The following is a 15031-nucleotide window of genomic DNA, read 5'->3' as shown; positions in this document are numbered from 1 at the left end:
CCGCCGCCGGTACGCCGGCAATGCCTCAGTCGGCGAGACTGTTCAGATCGAGCCGACCCCGGGCGAAGGCGTCCACCCGACCCCAGCGGCCCGGGATGTCCAGCACCTCGATCCGGCCCATCCCGACCGGCAACCGCGGTTCCACCGCCAGGTGCCCCTCGTGCGGTTCGAGGCCGAGCATGGTGCGCAGCAACAGCAGGGGCGTGCCCGTCGACCAGGCCTGCGGGCTGCACGCCGTCGGATACTCCACCGGGAACTTCGTCAGCTCCCGCGGGTAGCCGCCGAACGCCTCAGGTAGCCGCCCGTCGAAGTAGGTGGCCGCGTCCAGGATGCCGTTGGCGAGGGTGGCGGCCTCCTCGGCGAAGCCGTACCGGCGCAGGCCCCAGGCGATGAAGGAGTTGTCGAACGGCCAGATCGTGCCGTTGTGGTAGCCGATCGGGTTGTACCGCGTCTCCCCCTCGGCGAGGGTCCGCACCCCCCAGCCGGAGAACAGTCGCGGCCCGACCAGGTGCGCCGCCAGCTTCTCCGCGCGCTCGGGCAGGACGATCCCGCTCCAGAGCAGGTGGCCGATGTTGGAGCTGAGAACGTCGCACTGACGGCCGTCCGGGTCGAGGGCCAGGGCGTAGTACTCGCCATCGGCAACCCACCAGTCCCGGTTGAACCGCTCCTTCAGCTCCGCCGCCTCCCGCTCCAACTGGTCCGCGAACTCCGGGTCACCCCAGAACTCGCGGGCCATCCGCGCCGCGCGGACCTTCGCGTCGTACGCGTAGCCCTGCACCTCGCAGGTCGCCCGCGGGAAGGGCGGCAGGGTGCCGTCGGAGTAGGAGATCGAGTCCCAGGAGTCCTTCCAGCACTGGTTCTCCAGGCCGGTCTCGGTGTTGCGCCGCTCGTACCAGATGTAGCCGTTGCCGACCAGGTCGGCATAGCTGTCGATCCACTTCAGCGCGGCCCGGGACTCCTGCTCCAACTCCTTGACCAGCGCGACGTCCCCGGTCCACCGCTCGTACTCGTCGAGCAGCACGACGAACAGCGGCGTGGCGTCCACCGACCCGTAGTACGGCGAGTGCGGCTGCTCCTCGAACGCGGCGGTCTCGCCGTAGCGCATCTCATGCAGAATCCGCCCCGGGTCCTCGTCCCGGAAGTCGTCGAACCGGCTGCCCTGCAGCGACGCCAGGATGCGCAGGGTCGTCTTCGACAACTGCGGGGTGAACGGCAGCGTCTGCAGGCAGGTGAGGATGCTGTCCCGGCCGAACATGGTCATGAACCAGGGCAGGCCGGCGGCGGGCAGCGTGGCGCCACCGAGCGAGAGGGGCGAGAAGCGCAGCGCCGCCAGGTCGATCAGGCTGCGCCGGTACGTGCTGGCCACCCGGCCGTGCTCGCTGTTGACCTTCGGGGCGTCCGCGATCCACTGCTCCAGGTCATGTTGCAGGGCCAGCCGCTCACCGCCGTGCACCCGCAGCCCCATCCGCAGGTCCCGGTCGCCGGGCCCGACCGCGCGCGTCTGCACGTCGATCGCCGCCTCCCACTGCTCGTTCGGCTCCAGGTGCACGGTGTACGCGAAGCCCTGACTGTCGTACCGGGCCGCCATCGACGAGGAAATGATCGTCTCGCGCCGGAAGTTGCCCCGGCGGTAGCCCAGACGCAGTTTGTCGGCCTCGACCTCGGTGTAGATCTCGCCCTTCTTGTTCAGGATCTCGTCCTTGACCTGGAACAGGTCAGCGAAGTCGGACGCCGCGTCCATCCGTATTTCCAGGTCGACAGCCTTCTCGTCGTGGTTCAGGATGGTGAGCTGCTCCCGGAAGCTGCCGCCGACCGCACGCTCCCGGATGATCGACAACTTCGCGTCGACGTAGTGCGTGGCCATTCCCGGCACCAGGAAGAACCGCGACTCGAAGTACTGCAGGTCGTCGTACGACAGCGAGTTGAGTCGTTCACCGTTCACGCTCAGGACCCACGTGGACAGGAACCGGGTGTCGATGGAGAAGAGGCCGGTCGGCTCACTCGGTGTCGCCTCGATGTCACCGGTGTCCTCGCAGACGACGAACGTGTTGCCGTCCAGGATCCGGATCGTGTTGCTCTGGCCCATCAGCGCACCTCCCCCGCGAAACGGCGACGCGGCCCACGGGCGTCCGGCGACCCGGGGAAGATCCGCTCCACCAGCACCACCAGCCGAGCGTCGCCGGACACCGTCATGTCCCCGCGCAACAGGGCGGCCAGGCCGTGCTCACGGCCGGCCGCGATCTCGTCGAACAGCATTGGGCTGGCGCCGATCACCGTGTCGGCCTCCCGGTCCTCCTGACTGACGTTGAGTCGCCCGTGGTCGATCGCGAGCAGCCAGTGCCGGGTCTGCGCCCCCTCGTGCAGGTCGATCCGCAGTGTCCCGGAGGTCTTCGCCAGCAGAGGCTCGTACCCCCGCCGGTCCAGGTCCTCAAAGAACCTCGTGGTCGCGTCCACCATCGGGTCACTCCTCCCAGTTGGCCGGGCCCGGGATCCCACCCGGCGCGCTCGCGTCGCGCGCACGGCCGGCGTTGCACGTCCCCGCACGGGTCCCCGAGCCGCGCACGCCCAACCTCGCCCACATCGGGTGACCCCACCCCCACCCACCACCCCCCGCCCCGCCCGGCCCCGCCCCGCCCGGCCCCGCCCCGTTCCGGTGATCAAGAGGTTTGCGTCACCGCTTCCGGCGTGTCGTGACGCGAACCTCTTGATCACCGAGGCAAGGCGAGGTGGGGCAGGGCCGGGCGGGGCGCCGAGGGCGGGGTGGGGGCAGGGCGGCGCCGGCCCTCCCCCCGAAGGGAGAGGGCCGGCGCGTTGGCTGCGGGTCGTCAGTTGTTCGGATCGTCCGCGCTGATGTCGGCCAGCACCGACTGCGGTTCGCGCTCGACCGCGAGGTCGCCCATCGAGACGAGGCCGACCAGGCGCCCGTCGTCGATCACCGGCAGCCGGCGTACGGCGTACGTGCGCATCAGGTCCGCGGCGGACACCGCGTCGTCGTACTGGCTCACGGTGATCACGTCGCGGCTGGTGATCTCGTTCAGCCGGGTCGAGCCCGGGTCCATGTTCTCCGCGACACCACGGACCGTGATGTCCCGGTCCGTGACGATACCGACGACACTGTCGCCATCGGTCACCACCACGTCACCTATCGCGCTGTCGCGCATCTCCTGCGCGGCGGCGATGAGCGTGTCGTTGCCGTCCATCGTCACCAACCGGGTCGTCATGAACTCTCCGACCGTTGTCATGGTGCTCCCCTCTCGGTGTCGGCACGCCCCGTCTACCCGCCGCCCGGGAGGGGGTAACGCCGGCGGCGGTGCGGTGCGGGCCGCCATTCGCGTGGGGCGGCGGGAAGAAACCCCGCGACACCGCCTGATCGACAACCGTTGTGACGCCGGGCGAGTTAATGGCACAGACCCCACCAACTCGCCGAGGGCGGCACCGCCTAGCGTGGTGGGGTGCTGACGGGCGAGCGGGAGCTGAGGGACCTCGTCGGCGGCAACGCCTGGCTGACCCGAGCGCTGACCGTGGTCCGCGACTCCGGACTGCCGGACGCCTGGATCGGCGCGGGCGCCCTCCGCGACCTGGTGTGGGGCGAGCGGTACGGCGACGGGTTCGACCCGGCGACGGTCCGCGACGTGGACGTGGTCTTCTTCGACCCGACGAGACTGTCCCGCGACGACGACCGCCGGGCCACCGCCCGACTCGCCGCGGCGTGGGCGGCGCCGCCGTGGGAGGCACGCAACCAGGCGGCGGTGCACACCTGGTACGCGTCGACGTTCGGCGGCGATCCGATCGCCCCGTACCGCAGCGTCGCCGAGGCGGTGGCCACCTGGCCGGAGTACGCGACAGCCGTGGCCGTGCGGCTACGCCCGAGCGGTGGGCTGGAGGTGTGCGCCCCGTACGGCCTGGCGGATCTGCTGGGCGGAGTGTGGCGGCACAACCCGGCCCGGGTCGGCGTCCCGCTGTCCCGGCAGCGACTGGCTCGCCACCGGCCCGCGCAACGCTGGCCCGGCGTGACAGTGATCGAGCCCGGCTGAGCCGGGCGGGGGCGGTCGTCAGTCGCGAAGCGCGGTCTGCGGCCGCTCAGGCACGGGCGTGGTTCCCGACCCTCTCAGGCGCGGGGCGCGATCCCGTAGACGCGCTCCACGTGCAGGCGCAGCACCAGCCGCCGTTCGGCGACCATCGCGTTGCGGTATTCGGCCCAGTCCGGGTGCTCGCCCCGAAGCGCCCGGTAGAGCCCCACCAGCTCCTCGACCGTGGCGTCGTCGACGCCGGCTGCCGGAGCGGTCAGCTCGGCCCGAGCCTCGACCACCGCGTACGCCCAACCATCCTCGCTGCTGACGTGGAAGCTGGCCCGCGGGTCCCGGCGAAGGTTGGCGGTCTTGGCCCGGCCCTCGGTGACGGACACCCGGATCAGGCCGGCCGCCCGGTCGAACGAGTAGACCACTGTGGACAGCTGGGGTCGCCCGTCGCGTTTGACTGTGGCCAGCACGCCCATCGAGCGGCTGGCGATCAGGTCGGTCAACGCCTGCTGGGTGGGGTCCTCCGGCACGGCTTCCTCCAGGTGGCACGGTTGGCTACGTCCATCCAAACATGACCGGCGTGCTCCCGCCCCCGATGAGCCGCCGCCCGCCACGGACTGCGGGCCCCCCACCGAGACCGGCCGGGAGCCCGCAGTTGTCGCAACTGTCAGCGTCGCTCGGCGGCCACCAGCTCGGCGAGCTGTACGGCGTTGAGGGCGGCGCCCTTGCGCAGGTTGTCGTTGGAGCAGAAGAGCGCCAGCCCGTACTCGACGGTCTCGTCGGCGCGGATGCGGCCCACGTAGGTCGGGTCCTGCCCGGCGGCCTGCAGCGGCGTCGGCACTGCGGTAAGCGCGACACCGGGCGCGTCGGCGAGCAGCTCGTGGGCCCGCTGCGGGGTGAGCGGACGGGCGAAGCGGGCGTTGATCTGGAGCGAGTGGCCGGTGAAGACCGGCACCCGGACGCAGGTGCCGGAGACCTTGAGGTCGGGGATCTCCAGGATCTTGCGGCTCTCGTTGCGGAGCTTCTGCTCCTCGTCGGTCTCGAACGAGCCGTCGTCGACGATCGAGCCGGCCAGCGGCAGCACGTTGAAGGCGATCGGCTCGGCGAACGAGCGCGGCGCGGGGAACTCCACGGCCGACCCGTCGAAGGCGAGGCCGGCGGCGTGCTCGGCGACCTTGCGGACCTGCTCGTCCAGCTCGGCGACGCCGGCCAGGCCGGCGCCGGAGACCGCCTGGTACGTCGAGACGACCAGGCCGACCAGCCCAGCCTCGGCATGCAGCGGACGCAGCACCGGCATCGCGGCCATCGTGGTGCAGTTGGGGTTGGCGATGATGCCCTTCGGGCGGTCGGCGGCGGCGTGCGGGTTGACCTCGGCGACCACCAGCGGCACCAGCGGGTCCATCCGGAACGCCGACGAGTTGTCGATCACCACGGCGCCGGCCTCGGCGACCCGGGGCGCCAACTCCCGGGCGGTGCCCTTACCCGCCGAGAAGAGCACGATGTCCAGCCCGGAGTAGTCAGCGCTCGCGGCGTCCTCGACTGTCACCTCGCCGTCGCGCCACGGCAGCGTCCGCCCGGCGGACCGCGCCGAGGCGAACAACCGCACCTGCTCCGCCGGGAACTCCCGCTCCGCCAGCACCTGCCGCATCACGCCACCGACCTGGCCGGTGGCCCCCACAATGCCGATCCTCATGCCCGGAGGCTACCCACCCCACAGCCGAAACCGGGACCCCTTTCCCACCCCCCGGGTCCCACCTCACACCCGACCCCCTCCCCCGTCGATCATGAAGTTGTTGCCGCGACACGCCGTGACGAGTGACAACAACTTCATGATCAACAGGGACCGTGGGTCAGGGGAGGAGGTCTCCCAGGGCGGCCGATTCCAGGTCGTTGCGGATTACTGCGGCGTCGCCTTCGATGACCAGGGTCAGCGCTTCCGGGTGCAGGTGGGTGGCCGCCGCCGCCGAGACCTGGTCCACGTCGGCGGTGAGCAGTTCCTCGCGCAGCCGGGCGTGGTAGTCGTCCGGCAGGTCGTGCACCACGAGCGTGGTCAGCGCGGACGCGATCGCCCGGGGGCTCTGCAACTCGACCGACAGCTGCCCGGCCCGCCAGGAACGGGCCACCGCCAGCTCGTCCTCGGTCACGCCGCCCGCCTGCGTACGGGTGATCTCGCCCACCGCCTCGACCAGGGCCGGCGCGGTGACGGCGGTCTGCACGCCCGAGCTGACCGCGAACCGCCCGAACCGGCGGGACGAGGCGAATTCGCCCCGGATGCCGTACGTGTAGCCGCGCACCTCACGGATCAGGTGGTTGAGCCGGGAGGTGAACGCCCCACCGAGCACCGTGCCCGCGAGCGTCATCGGCACGTGGTCGGGGTGCGCCCGGTGCGGCGACGGGTGGCCCAGCCGCAGCGTGGACTGCACCGAGCCGGGCCGGTCCACCAGGATGATCCGGCGGTTGGTGTGCAGCGGGACCTCGATCGGGCCGCCCCGCTCGGCCGGACCGCCGCCGGTGCCGGCGAACGCCGCGCCGGCCAACGCGTCCAGGTCGATCCGGTCCAGGTCACCGGCGACAATCAGCGTGCCGGGGCGCAGGAACCACTCGGAGTGAAAGACGGTGATGTCCTCCACGTCCAGGGCGGCCACCGAGTCCGGATCGCCGTACATCGGTCGGCCCCAGCGGGTGTCGGCGCCGAACAGGTCGGCGCGCAGCGCGGCGTCGGCGCGCGGGCCGGGGTTGGCCCAGTCCATCCGCAACGCGGTGGCCTCGTCGTCGCGGACGCGCCGGACGTCGGCCGGGTCCAGCCGGGGCGTCCGGACGGCCTCGGCGAGGAGCTGCACCGCGGCGGTCAGCCGGTCCACCGGGACCTGGACGCTGATCTGGAACGAGTCCCAGTCCAGCCCGGTCACCAGCTCGGTGCCCAGCGCCTCGATGGCCAGCGCGTACGCCGTGGCGTCCCGCTGCGCGGTGCCCTCCTCCAGGGCCTTGGCGAGCACGCCGCCCAGCCCTTCCTTGCCGGTCAGCTCCCGGCCGGCGCCGGCGTCGAGCAGCAGCAGCGCGACGGCGAGGTTCTGCCCGGGCAGGTGCGCGGCGACCACCTGGCCGCCACCCGCCGCGCGGCGGACCACCGGCGGGAACCGGTACGGGCGAGCGGCGCCCGGGCCGGGACGGTCGGCGATCAGCGTCATGCGGTCTCCTCGGGCAGGTAGGTCAGGGTCACCCGGTCGGCGGCGCCGAGCACCTCGGCGGCGGTCTCGGCGATCTGCTCGGCGGTCACCGCGAGCCAGGCGGGCAGCCGGTCGGCGGCCCGGGCCGGGTCGCCGAACTGGGTCGTGTACCGGCCGAGCGTGTCCGCGCGGCCGTCCACTGTCGACATCTGCCGCCACCACGCGGTGCTCAGCAACGCCTTCGCCCGGTCCAGCTCGGCGGCGGTCACCGGCACGGTGGCCAGTTCGTCGACGACCTCGGCCAGCCCTTCGGCCAGCCGCTCGCCGCTGATGCCGGGGCGGGCGGTGGCGGTGGCGATCAGCGGCGCCGGGGCGTGCGCGAGGTCCACCCCGTACGCGCCGACCAGGTCGGGTTGCGCGATCCGCTCACCGTCGGCGAGCCGCTGGTAGAGCCGGCTGCCCCGGCCGCTGCCGAGGACTGTGGCGAGGACGGTGAGCACGTCGTAGCCGGGGCTGCCGAACGGGTGGCCCCGATGGGCGATGTAGACGCGGGGCGCCGGCACGTCGGCGGTCACGATCTCCACGGCGGGCTCACCGGTCGCCGGGACGCTGCGGCCGTCGGGCGCTGGCGGGATGTCGTCGCGGGCGGGCAACGCCCCGAAGTACTTCTCGGCCAGCGCGAACACCTCGGCGGCCGGGGCGTCGCCGACGACGGTGAGCACCGCGTTGTTCGGCGCGTAGTACGTCTCGTGGAACGCCTGGAAGGTGGCGAGGTCGGCGGCGTTCAGGTCGGCCATCGAGCCGATCGTCGAGTGGTGGTACGGGTGCCCCGGCGGGTAGAGCAGCGGGAGCAACCGCAGCCAGGCGTCCCCGTACGGGACGTTCTCGTACCGCTGCCGCCGCTCGTTCTTCACCACGTCGCGCTGGTTGTCGAGCGTCTCCTGGGTGAGCGCCGGGACCAGCCCACCCATCCGGTCGGCCTCCAGCCAGAGTGCCAGCTCCAGGTGCTCGGCCGGGACCGTCTCGAAGTAGTTCGTCCGGTCCGGGTTGGTGGTGGCGTTGAGCGAGCCGCCGGAGCCCTGGATCAGCTTCATGTGCTCGGTCTTCGCCACGTTCACCGAGCCCTCGAACATCAGGTGCTCGAAGAGGTGGGCGAAACCCGTCTGCCCGGCCGGCTCGTGCCGGGATCCGACGTCGTACCAGAGATTGACGGCCACCGCGGGTGCGGTGCGGTCCTCGCTCACCACCACACGCAGGCCGTTGTCCAGTCGGGACGTCTCGATGGGCCAGGGGTAACCACTGTCGGGCATGGCACGACGCTATCCGATCTCGCGGGCGGAAAGGTGACGTGCCGCCGGTCGGCGAGCCGGCATCGACTCCGCCGGTCGGGGTACCGCAGAGCAATGACCCCACCGACCCCCACCCCGCCCGCGCGCCGCACCGTCGGACCGGCCGCCCGAGCCGTCGAACGCGCCACCGCCGCGCTCGGCCGGCTGCGCCACGGCCGGCGGCTGCTGCATCCGGCCGGGCTGTCGTTCGCCGGCGAGGTGACGATCTGGGGTACGCCCGGACCGCCCACCGGGGTCGCCCTGCTGGACGACCCCGGCCGGTACGCGGCCACGGTCCGGCTCTCCAGGGGTACGCCCACGCCGGGCGGTTGGCCGGACGTGCTGGGCCTGGCGGTGCGCGTGCACTCCCGGACCGGCCGCCCGTTCGACCTGCTGGTCAGCTCCAGCGGCGCCGCTCCGGTGCTGCGGAACCTGCCGCTGCCCCGCCGCGGCTTCACCGGGACGTACAGCACGATCATGTGTTACCGCGTGGGCCGGCGTCGCCTCTGGTTGGCCGCGTTGGCCGACCCGGACTCGGTGGACCTCGGCCGCACGCTGGCCTCCGTCGCCGCCGCGGCCCGGGCGGACGCGCCGCGCGTGGTGCTCGCGGTCGCGTCCGCCGTCGGGCCGTGGCGGCCGGTCGGCCAGGTCAGCATCGGTGCCCCGCTCGATGCCGGGGAGGACGCCGCGCTCGCGTTCGACCCGGTGGGCAACCTGCCACCCGAGCTGCGGGCGGCCGGCCCACTCACCTGGCTGCGCGAGCAGACCTACCGGGGGTCACGCCGGGCCCGCGGCGCGCGGGCTCAGTCCGGCGGTTCGACGGCGGCGACCGTCTGATCCGAGGTACGGCGTTCCAGCACCGTGTCCGGGGCCGCGTTCTGGTCCTCCTCGCGGATGTCCGACTCGGCGAGGATGGCCTCCGCCTGCGCCTGGGGGTCATCGCTGCCTACGGCCGCCTCCTCGGGGAGGAGGTGGTGCGCGCGGGACTCCACCCGCTCCTGATCGCTCTGCTCGTCACTCATGGCACAGCTGTTACCCCGGGCCCGGCCTCGGCACGCGATGTTCACCCCGCATCTTGGGACGATGCCCCGGGCATCCCCGCCCGGTCGGGTACGCTGGCCCCCGTGACGCGTTCCTATCGATGGTTTAGGCAGCCGGCTCCCACGCCGGTGACTTCACCATGAACTGACGTCACCACGGACCGAGCCGGCTGGGCAGGAGCTGTCGTTCCTGCCCTTTTGCGTACGAGCAGCCGGCTCGTCCCGGGCACCGGCCCCGGGCACGGTCGGCGGAAGGATGCCCACCGTGACGACCCCGGAGACCGATCGGGTCAGCGATCAGCGGATCGACCGTGTCGTGCCGCTGACCACACCCGCCCTCCTGCACCACGAGCTGCCCCTGGACGCCCCGCTCGCCGCCGCCGTGCTGACCGGCCGACGCGCGGTGGGCCGCGTGCTGGACCGCGAGGACGACCGCCTGCTGGTGGTGGTCGGCCCGTGCTCGGTGCACGACCCGGCCGCCGCCCTCGACTACGCCGAGCGTCTGCGCGCCGCCGCCGACCGGGTCGCCGACGACCTGCTGATCGTCATGCGGGTCTACTTCGAGAAGCCGCGCTCCACCGTGGGGTGGAAGGGCCTGATCAACGACCCGGGGCTGGACGGCAGCGGCGACGTCAACACCGGCCTGCGCCGGGCACGGGCGCTGCTGCTCGACGTCCTGCGCCTCGGCCTCCCGGTGGGCTGCGAGTTCCTCGACCCGATCACCCCGCAGTACATCGCGGACACGGTGGCCTGGGGTGCGATCGGCGCCCGCACCGTGGAGAGCCAGGTGCACCGGCAGCTCGCCTCCGGCCTGTCGATGCCGATCGGCATGAAGAACCGCCCCGACGGCAGCATCGGCACCGCCGTGGACGCGATCCGCGCCGCCGGAGTGCCGCACGTCTTCCCGGGCATCGACTTCTCCGGCACGCCGGCGATCATGCACACCCGCGGCAACACCGACGGGCACCTGGTGCTGCGCGGCGGTGGCGGTCGGCCCAACTACGACGCGGAGTCGGTGGCGGGCGCGCTGGACCTGCTCCGGGCGGCCGGGTTGCCGGAGCGCCTGGTGATCGACGCCAGCCACGCCAACAGCGGCAAGGACCACCGCAACCAGCCGCTGGTCGCCGCGGACGTGGCGGCGCAGATGGCCGCCGGCCAGCGCGGGATCACCGGTGTGATGCTGGAGTCGTTCCTGCTGCCCGGCCGGCAGGACCTCGACCCGACCCGTGAGCTGGTGTACGGCCGTTCGGTCACCGACGCCTGCCTCGGTTGGGACGACACCGCCGAGGTGCTCGACCACCTGGCCACCGCCGTACGGGCCCGCCGGGCCACGCTGCCGACCCGGGCGTGACTGTGTGACGGCCGGCACTGCGGTGCGCGGAACATGCGACGGTGGGGCCTGGTTAACTGAGGTGTCGGTGTGCTCAGTGTCCCCGGGCCTCACCTAAATAGCCCTCGCGGAATACCGTTCGGCTGGAGCCGCGTCGCGCCACTCGCCGAGAGGCGACCTACACACCGACACCAGCGCCGCCCCCGGCCCACAAGGCTCGGGGGCGGCGCTGTCTGCTGCGGTGCCGCTGCCCGGAACGCGGGCTGTGCCGCTGCCCGGAACGCGGGCCACCGGCGCGACGTTTGACCGATTCCGCCCCGGGTAGCTGATCGGCGTGACCGACGACGCATCTGTGGCCGACGAGCCGGACACCCGCGCCCTCGACGACCTGCTCGACGACATCTTCCGAGGTCAGGAGCGGGTCACCCAGGCGGACATCTATCGCCGGGCGGTGGCGGCCGACCTTCCCGCGGAGCTGCTCGCGCGCATCGACGCGCTGCCCGAGGGCGAGTACGCGGTGGACGAGGCCAGCGACCTGCTGGGCGGCACCGTCGCCTGAGCCGCGCCAACGCAACAAGCGAAGCCAGCGACCCGAAGGGACACCACCATGACGCACCACGAGGACCATGACGAGAAGGTCCCGGCGCTGGGTCAGCCGCCGAAGGGCCGGGACACGACGCCCGAGCCGGACTTCGCCAACGAGCACGACCGCACGGCGGTGGACCGGGACATCATCACCGGCGAGGACGAGGACGAACGGGAGCCGGAGTCGCCGCACGGCTGGTCCGGCATGCAGCGCTGACGCGTACGACAGCGGGGGCCGGCGAATCCGCCGGCCCCCGCTGTGCTGCGCTCGTCAGGTCGCTTCAGTCCTCGTCGTCGTGCCCACCCTCGGCGGCCTGCTGCGCCGTGGCGTACGCCATCTGGAGGAAGTCGGACACGGCCACCGCCGTCAGCGCGGTGGCCACCAGACGCGTGAGGCGGGGGGCGAGCACCAGGCCCCCGGTCAGCCCCGTGGCGACCCAGACCGCCAGGCAGAACGGGCAGCTGAGCAGCTCGCCGATGGCGTGCCGGGTGGAGCTGCCCGAGTCGCGGACCTGCTCCATCACCTCACCGCTGCCGATCGGCCGGTCATAGCGGGTGAACGGTGCCCGCAACGGGCTGGTGACCGCGTCCTTGGACAGCAGCCGGCTGAGCTTGTGCGTGGCGATGGAGAGCAACACGACGTCGGCGGCTGCGGGACGTTCGGGCACCGGGCGGCCGGTCACCTTGACCAGACCGGCCAGCGCCCCGGTCACCCCGGCGTAGGTGCCCATCGCCACCAGGTAGCCGCCGAGCGGCCGGTGCTCGTGCGGCGCGTACGCCCGGCGCAGCCGCGCCGCCTTCTGTCGCAGGCCAGTGTCGCTCACCGTTCTCCTCACATGTCGTCGTGGTGCGAAAGCGGCCGTCGGTGCCGGTGTCAGCCGGCCTGGAGGTTGTCGGCGACCTCGCGGGCGAGGTTGGTCAGCGCCTCGTCGGCCAACTGGTCCGGGTCGGTGTCCGAGCCGTCGGTCAGGTCGAGCTGGACCCGGGCGCCACCGGAGTCGGCCGGAGCCACCCGGATCTCGGCGGCCCAGTCGGCGTCGCCCCAGCGGGCCCGCAACTCCTCGCCGCTGATCTCGGCGGGTGGGCTCCCGTCGGAGCGCAGTGGCGCCGGCAACCAGGCCGACGCCCGAGCCGGGTCGGTGGCCGTGTTGAAGACCACCTCGGGTGGCGCGGACACGCCGCGCACGGCTCGCGCCGGCATCAGGCGTCCCGCAGGCGGCTCGGGTCGACCTCCCGGCCCGGGTGACGGGCGAGGTACTCGGTCTCCAGTTCGGCAGTGCGCCGCAGGTGGTTGGCGAGCGCGGAGTCCGCCGCGTGCCGGAGGGTGTCCAGTCGGGTGCGGTGCAGGCTGTGCATCTCGCGGATCAGATCGTCGTCGGTCAGCTCCGTCGGGTCGACGCCGAGCGCGTCGCCGTCGAGATCGGCACCACCGGAGTCGGCGAGGTGGTCGCCGCCCCACTCGGGCACCCGCTGCTCCGGGCTCATCTCCGTGCTGCCGCTGGACCCAAAGCCGTCCTCGCGTACCGATCCGGTCATCATCGCCCCCCTGGTCTCGTTTGGGCTGGCGTCTAGACGGATGCCCACACCGGGTGACGCCAAACCATCGGACCCACGTGGCACCTACGACACGGTGTCGGAGACCGCAGCCGTTCCCGGTACCCTCGACGCCATGAGGAGGCTCTGGACCCCGGCGTGGATCGCACGTCACGTGGCCATGGTCGTGCTGGTCGTGGGCTTCCTCGGGCTGGGCTGGTGGCAGATCAGCCGGGCCACGGCCGGCAACAACCTCAGCTGGGGGTACGCCGTCGAGTGGCCGATCTTCGCCGGCTTCGTGGTGTACGTCTGGTGGCGCGAGGTGCGGCTGGCCCGCCGCAGCGCGCACGGGGCCGCCGAGCCACCGGCGGACCCCGCCGTCGAGCCGCCGCCGGCCGCGACCGTCGGCTCCCGTCCGGCGGTACGCCGACCGGTGCGGGTGGCCCGGGTGCCGGTCGACGCGACGCGCGGCGACGACGCCGACCTGGCCGCCTACAACGACTATCTGTCATGGTTGAACGCCAATCCGGGCGCCCGGCCCGGTGACTATCCCGGCTGAGCCGGGGCTCGGAAGGACGGACGAAGGTGGGCGCAGCCCTTACCCGGTACCGCGTGATCGCCTGGATCGTGGGCGTGGTGCTGATCCTGCTGGTAGTTGTCGGCATGCCACTGAAGTACGCGTTCGACAACCCGGTGGTGGTGGAGACGGTCGGGCCGGCGCACGGCTTCCTCTACATGATCTACCTGGTGGCCGCGTTCGACCTGAGCCGCCGGGCCGACTGGCCGCTGAAGCGGATGCTCCTGGTGATGCTCGCCGGCACCGTGCCGTTCGTCTCGTTCTACGCCGAGCGTCGCGTCACCGCCTGGCTGGACCGGCCCGCGACCCGTACGCCGGAGCCGGTCGCCAGCTGACCGGCCGGCGGGAGCCGAGCAGGGCCGGGGCCACCACACCACCGGCGGGTCTGGTCAGCGGTTCGGCCGCCAGGGGTCGGTTGAGGCCAGCGGGTCGACCCAGCCGCCGTACCGGTTGACCTCCCGGGCACGCAGCAGCGCCCGGGTGACCTGGCCGAACTGCCTCTCGTCGTCGGCGGTGAACAGCAGCACCTCGGCGCCCCGATGCCATCCCCACAGCTCGTACGGCGGCGGGCGCCAGCGGTCCCCGACCAGGGCGAGTGCCGCCGGCAGCAGGAGCACCGCCCCGAGGATGAGGTACGCCTCGGCGGTCAACCGTTGCAGGCCGCCGCTGAAGCCGAGGAGCAGGCCGACCACGCCGATCATGGATGCGGTGATCACGACGGCCCGGACGGCGATGCGGTCGTGCGGGCCCCGGGTGGTGCGTAGGTGGGTCAGGTCGACGATGCGATAGCTGGTGCGGCCGACGGTGAACCGGTCGACGGTGACGATGATGCCGGGCCGCGCGTACAGCAGCGTGGACCTGGCTCCGGGCACCGTTCGTTGCGGTCGCGTCTTTGCGCCTTCACGATTCACGGTTCCTCCCGTGGGGCGGTCTGCCGGGTTCGGTCCGTGGCCGGGCATCGCTGCCCGGGGACGGGATTCCCGGCTGCGGCTCCATTGTGTTGGGGCACCGCCACTCCACCTGGGCATTTACGATTCCGACCTGCTCACCCGACCGGGGGACATCGTCGCGAAACAGCATCCATTTCAGCTTTTATCGGATATTGGCGGAGGTCATCCGACGGCATACGCCCGGAACGACGAAAGTCAGATATCGGTCAGTGAATGCGAAAAGGGACTCACGACGATCCCCCGTTCCGCGTCAGCAGCCCCGCTGGTGTCACCGACAGCAGCGGCACTTCCCGCCACTTCGCCAACATTCGCCCCTGCTTCAACTGCGCGGCACAACCGTCCCGGGTTAGGTTGGGCGAGCCGGTCCGGCCCAGTGCCGTCCACCCGGGTGGCCCCGGCCGGTGTCGCCGAGGGCGTCAGCAGCCCCGTCGGCGACCGTGGGAGAGGGGCCCTTCGCTCTTGTCATCCCTGAGAACCCTGCTGCGTACCGCGGTGCTGGCCG

19 protein-coding genes are annotated in these 15031 nt (G+C 72.4%); 7 read left to right on the top strand and 12 right to left on the bottom strand.

Annotated elements, in window-relative coordinates; genetic code table 11:
* Positions 1 to 25 precede the first annotated feature (25 nt).
* The 3 genes from AB0B97_RS22635 to AB0B97_RS22625 form a co-directional block, all read right to left on the bottom strand.
* Positions 26 to 2086 carry a glycogen debranching N-terminal domain-containing protein gene (locus AB0B97_RS22635; RefSeq protein ID WP_357496128.1) on the bottom strand — a complete coding sequence of 687 codons (2061 nt, stop codon included), beginning with the start codon at positions 2084 to 2086 and terminating at the stop codon, positions 26 to 28.
* Positions 2086 to 2457 (bottom strand): SCP2 sterol-binding domain-containing protein, encoded by a 372-nt coding sequence (locus AB0B97_RS22630; RefSeq protein WP_234582110.1) that lies wholly within the window; start codon positions 2455 to 2457, stop codon positions 2086 to 2088. The genes AB0B97_RS22635 and AB0B97_RS22630 overlap by 1 nt, the downstream gene beginning before the upstream one ends.
* A 368-nt stretch (positions 2458 to 2825) precedes the next feature.
* Positions 2826 to 3242 (bottom strand): CBS domain-containing protein, encoded by a 417-nt coding sequence (locus tag AB0B97_RS22625; RefSeq protein WP_234582109.1) that lies wholly within the window; start codon positions 3240 to 3242, stop codon positions 2826 to 2828.
* Positions 3243 to 3452: 210 nt separating this feature from the next.
* Here AB0B97_RS22625 and AB0B97_RS22620 point away from each other — a divergent pair, with 210 nt between their 5' ends.
* Positions 3453 to 4034, top strand: a complete 582-nt coding sequence (locus tag AB0B97_RS22620) for a nucleotidyltransferase family protein (RefSeq protein WP_357496125.1) — start codon at positions 3453 to 3455, stop codon at positions 4032 to 4034.
* Positions 4035 to 4108: 74 nt separating this feature from the next.
* Here AB0B97_RS22620 and AB0B97_RS22615 read toward each other — a convergent pair whose 3' ends face one another.
* From AB0B97_RS22615 to AB0B97_RS22600, 4 genes are all read right to left on the bottom strand, one after another.
* A complete protein-coding gene (locus AB0B97_RS22615) occupies positions 4109 to 4549 on the bottom strand; it encodes a PPOX class F420-dependent oxidoreductase (protein ID WP_357496123.1) in 441 nt (146 codons plus the stop codon).
* Positions 4550 to 4686: 137 nt separating this feature from the next.
* Positions 4687 to 5712 (bottom strand): aspartate-semialdehyde dehydrogenase, encoded by a 1026-nt coding sequence (locus AB0B97_RS22610; protein ID WP_357496121.1) that lies wholly within the window; start codon positions 5710 to 5712, stop codon positions 4687 to 4689.
* Positions 5713 to 5869: 157 nt separating this feature from the next.
* The gene (locus tag AB0B97_RS22605; RefSeq protein WP_357496119.1) at positions 5870 to 7207 is read right to left on the bottom strand and encodes a pitrilysin family protein; all 1338 of its coding nucleotides are present in this window, start codon (positions 7205 to 7207) and stop codon (positions 5870 to 5872) included.
* Positions 7204 to 8496, bottom strand: a complete 1293-nt coding sequence (locus AB0B97_RS22600) for a pitrilysin family protein (protein WP_234582105.1) — start codon at positions 8494 to 8496, stop codon at positions 7204 to 7206. Before AB0B97_RS22600 ends, AB0B97_RS22605 begins: the two co-directional genes overlap by 4 nt.
* A gap of 93 nt (positions 8497 to 8589) precedes the next feature.
* On the opposite strand from AB0B97_RS22600, the gene AB0B97_RS22595 reads away from it, so the two are divergent.
* Positions 8590 to 9351, top strand: coding sequence for a phosphodiesterase (locus AB0B97_RS22595; RefSeq protein WP_357496117.1), 762 nt, complete (start codon positions 8590 to 8592; stop codon positions 9349 to 9351).
* Here AB0B97_RS22595 and AB0B97_RS22590 read toward each other — a convergent pair.
* Positions 9318 to 9536: a hypothetical protein gene (locus tag AB0B97_RS22590; RefSeq protein ID WP_357496115.1), complete on the bottom strand. Its 219-nt coding sequence runs from the start codon at positions 9534 to 9536 to the stop codon at positions 9318 to 9320. The genes AB0B97_RS22595 and AB0B97_RS22590 overlap by 34 nt on opposite strands.
* Before the next feature lie 274 nt (positions 9537 to 9810).
* On the opposite strand from AB0B97_RS22590, the gene AB0B97_RS22585 reads away from it, so the two are divergent.
* From AB0B97_RS22585 to AB0B97_RS22575, 3 genes are all read left to right on the top strand, one after another.
* Positions 9811 to 10905, top strand: a complete 1095-nt coding sequence (locus AB0B97_RS22585; protein WP_357496113.1) for a 3-deoxy-7-phosphoheptulonate synthase — start codon at positions 9811 to 9813, stop codon at positions 10903 to 10905.
* Between the two features lie 313 nt (positions 10906 to 11218).
* Positions 11219 to 11443 (top strand): hypothetical protein, encoded by a 225-nt coding sequence (locus AB0B97_RS22580; protein WP_234582101.1) that lies wholly within the window; start codon positions 11219 to 11221, stop codon positions 11441 to 11443.
* A 48-nt stretch (positions 11444 to 11491) separates the two neighbouring features.
* Positions 11492 to 11686, top strand: a complete 195-nt coding sequence (locus tag AB0B97_RS22575; protein ID WP_007464327.1) for a hypothetical protein — start codon at positions 11492 to 11494, stop codon at positions 11684 to 11686.
* 64 nt (positions 11687 to 11750) lie between these two features.
* On the opposite strand, the gene AB0B97_RS22570 is transcribed toward AB0B97_RS22575, so the two are convergent.
* From AB0B97_RS22570 to AB0B97_RS22560, 3 genes are read right to left on the bottom strand one after another with little or no spacing between them, the layout of a single operon-like run.
* The gene (locus AB0B97_RS22570) at positions 11751 to 12293 is read right to left on the bottom strand and encodes a DUF1360 domain-containing protein (RefSeq protein WP_357496110.1); all 543 of its coding nucleotides are present in this window, start codon (positions 12291 to 12293) and stop codon (positions 11751 to 11753) included.
* Positions 12294 to 12343: 50 nt separating this feature from the next.
* On the bottom strand, positions 12344 to 12670 hold the full coding sequence (locus AB0B97_RS22565) for a hypothetical protein (protein ID WP_357496108.1): 327 nt from the start codon (positions 12668 to 12670) through the stop codon (positions 12344 to 12346).
* Positions 12670 to 13008: a DUF6158 family protein gene (locus AB0B97_RS22560; RefSeq protein ID WP_234582098.1), complete on the bottom strand. Its 339-nt coding sequence runs from the start codon at positions 13006 to 13008 to the stop codon at positions 12670 to 12672. The genes AB0B97_RS22565 and AB0B97_RS22560 overlap by 1 nt, the downstream gene beginning before the upstream one ends.
* 130 nt (positions 13009 to 13138) lie before the next feature.
* Between AB0B97_RS22560 and AB0B97_RS22555 the strand changes: the two genes are divergently transcribed.
* Both AB0B97_RS22555 and AB0B97_RS22550 read left to right on the top strand, forming a co-directional pair.
* A complete protein-coding gene (locus AB0B97_RS22555; protein WP_357496105.1) occupies positions 13139 to 13561 on the top strand; it encodes a hypothetical protein in 423 nt (140 codons plus the stop codon).
* 26 nt (positions 13562 to 13587) lie between these two features.
* Positions 13588 to 13914 (top strand): DUF3817 domain-containing protein, encoded by a 327-nt coding sequence (locus AB0B97_RS22550; RefSeq protein WP_234582096.1) that lies wholly within the window; start codon positions 13588 to 13590, stop codon positions 13912 to 13914.
* Between the two features lie 54 nt (positions 13915 to 13968).
* Here the strand turns inward: AB0B97_RS22550 and AB0B97_RS22545 are convergent, their stop codons facing one another.
* Positions 13969 to 14451: a DUF6232 family protein gene (locus tag AB0B97_RS22545; RefSeq protein ID WP_234582095.1), complete on the bottom strand. Its 483-nt coding sequence runs from the start codon at positions 14449 to 14451 to the stop codon at positions 13969 to 13971.
* Between the last annotated feature and the right edge of the window lie 580 nt (positions 14452 to 15031).

Source organism: Micromonospora sp. NPDC049004 (assembly GCF_040649315.1).
Lineage (GTDB): Bacteria > Actinomycetota > Actinomycetes > Mycobacteriales > Micromonosporaceae > Micromonospora.
The sequence above is the reverse complement of the archived record's forward strand: the minus strand, read 5'-3'. Positions and strand labels throughout refer to the sequence as shown.

Bases quoted from the DNA above. Each gene is read 5' to 3' on its own strand.
- AB0B97_RS22635 (WP_357496128.1), bottom strand. From the start codon at position 2,086: ATGGGCCAGAGCAACACGATCCGGATCCTGGACGGCAACACGTTCGTC.
- AB0B97_RS22630 (WP_234582110.1), bottom strand. From the start codon at position 2,457: ATGGTGGACGCGACCACGAGGTTCTTTGAGGACCTGGACCGGCGGGGG.
- AB0B97_RS22625 (WP_234582109.1), bottom strand. From the start codon at position 3,242: ATGACAACGGTCGGAGAGTTCATGACGACCCGGTTGGTGACGATGGAC.
- AB0B97_RS22610 (WP_357496121.1), bottom strand. From the start codon at position 5,712: ATGAGGATCGGCATTGTGGGGGCCACCGGCCAGGTCGGTGGCGTGATG.
- AB0B97_RS22605 (WP_357496119.1), bottom strand. From the start codon at position 7,207: ATGACGCTGATCGCCGACCGTCCCGGCCCGGGCGCCGCTCGCCCGTAC.
- AB0B97_RS22600 (WP_234582105.1), bottom strand. From the start codon at position 8,496: ATGCCCGACAGTGGTTACCCCTGGCCCATCGAGACGTCCCGACTGGAC.
- AB0B97_RS22595 (WP_357496117.1), top strand. From the start codon at position 8,590: ATGACCCCACCGACCCCCACCCCGCCCGCGCGCCGCACCGTCGGACCG.
- AB0B97_RS22590 (WP_357496115.1), bottom strand. From the start codon at position 9,536: ATGAGTGACGAGCAGAGCGATCAGGAGCGGGTGGAGTCCCGCGCGCAC.
- AB0B97_RS22585 (WP_357496113.1), top strand. From the start codon at position 9,811: ATGCCCACCGTGACGACCCCGGAGACCGATCGGGTCAGCGATCAGCGG.
- AB0B97_RS22575 (WP_007464327.1), top strand. From the start codon at position 11,492: ATGACGCACCACGAGGACCATGACGAGAAGGTCCCGGCGCTGGGTCAG.
- AB0B97_RS22565 (WP_357496108.1), bottom strand. From the start codon at position 12,670: ATGCCGGCGCGAGCCGTGCGCGGCGTGTCCGCGCCACCCGAGGTGGTC.
- AB0B97_RS22560 (WP_234582098.1), bottom strand. From the start codon at position 13,008: ATGATGACCGGATCGGTACGCGAGGACGGCTTTGGGTCCAGCGGCAGC.
- AB0B97_RS22555 (WP_357496105.1), top strand. From the start codon at position 13,139: ATGAGGAGGCTCTGGACCCCGGCGTGGATCGCACGTCACGTGGCCATG.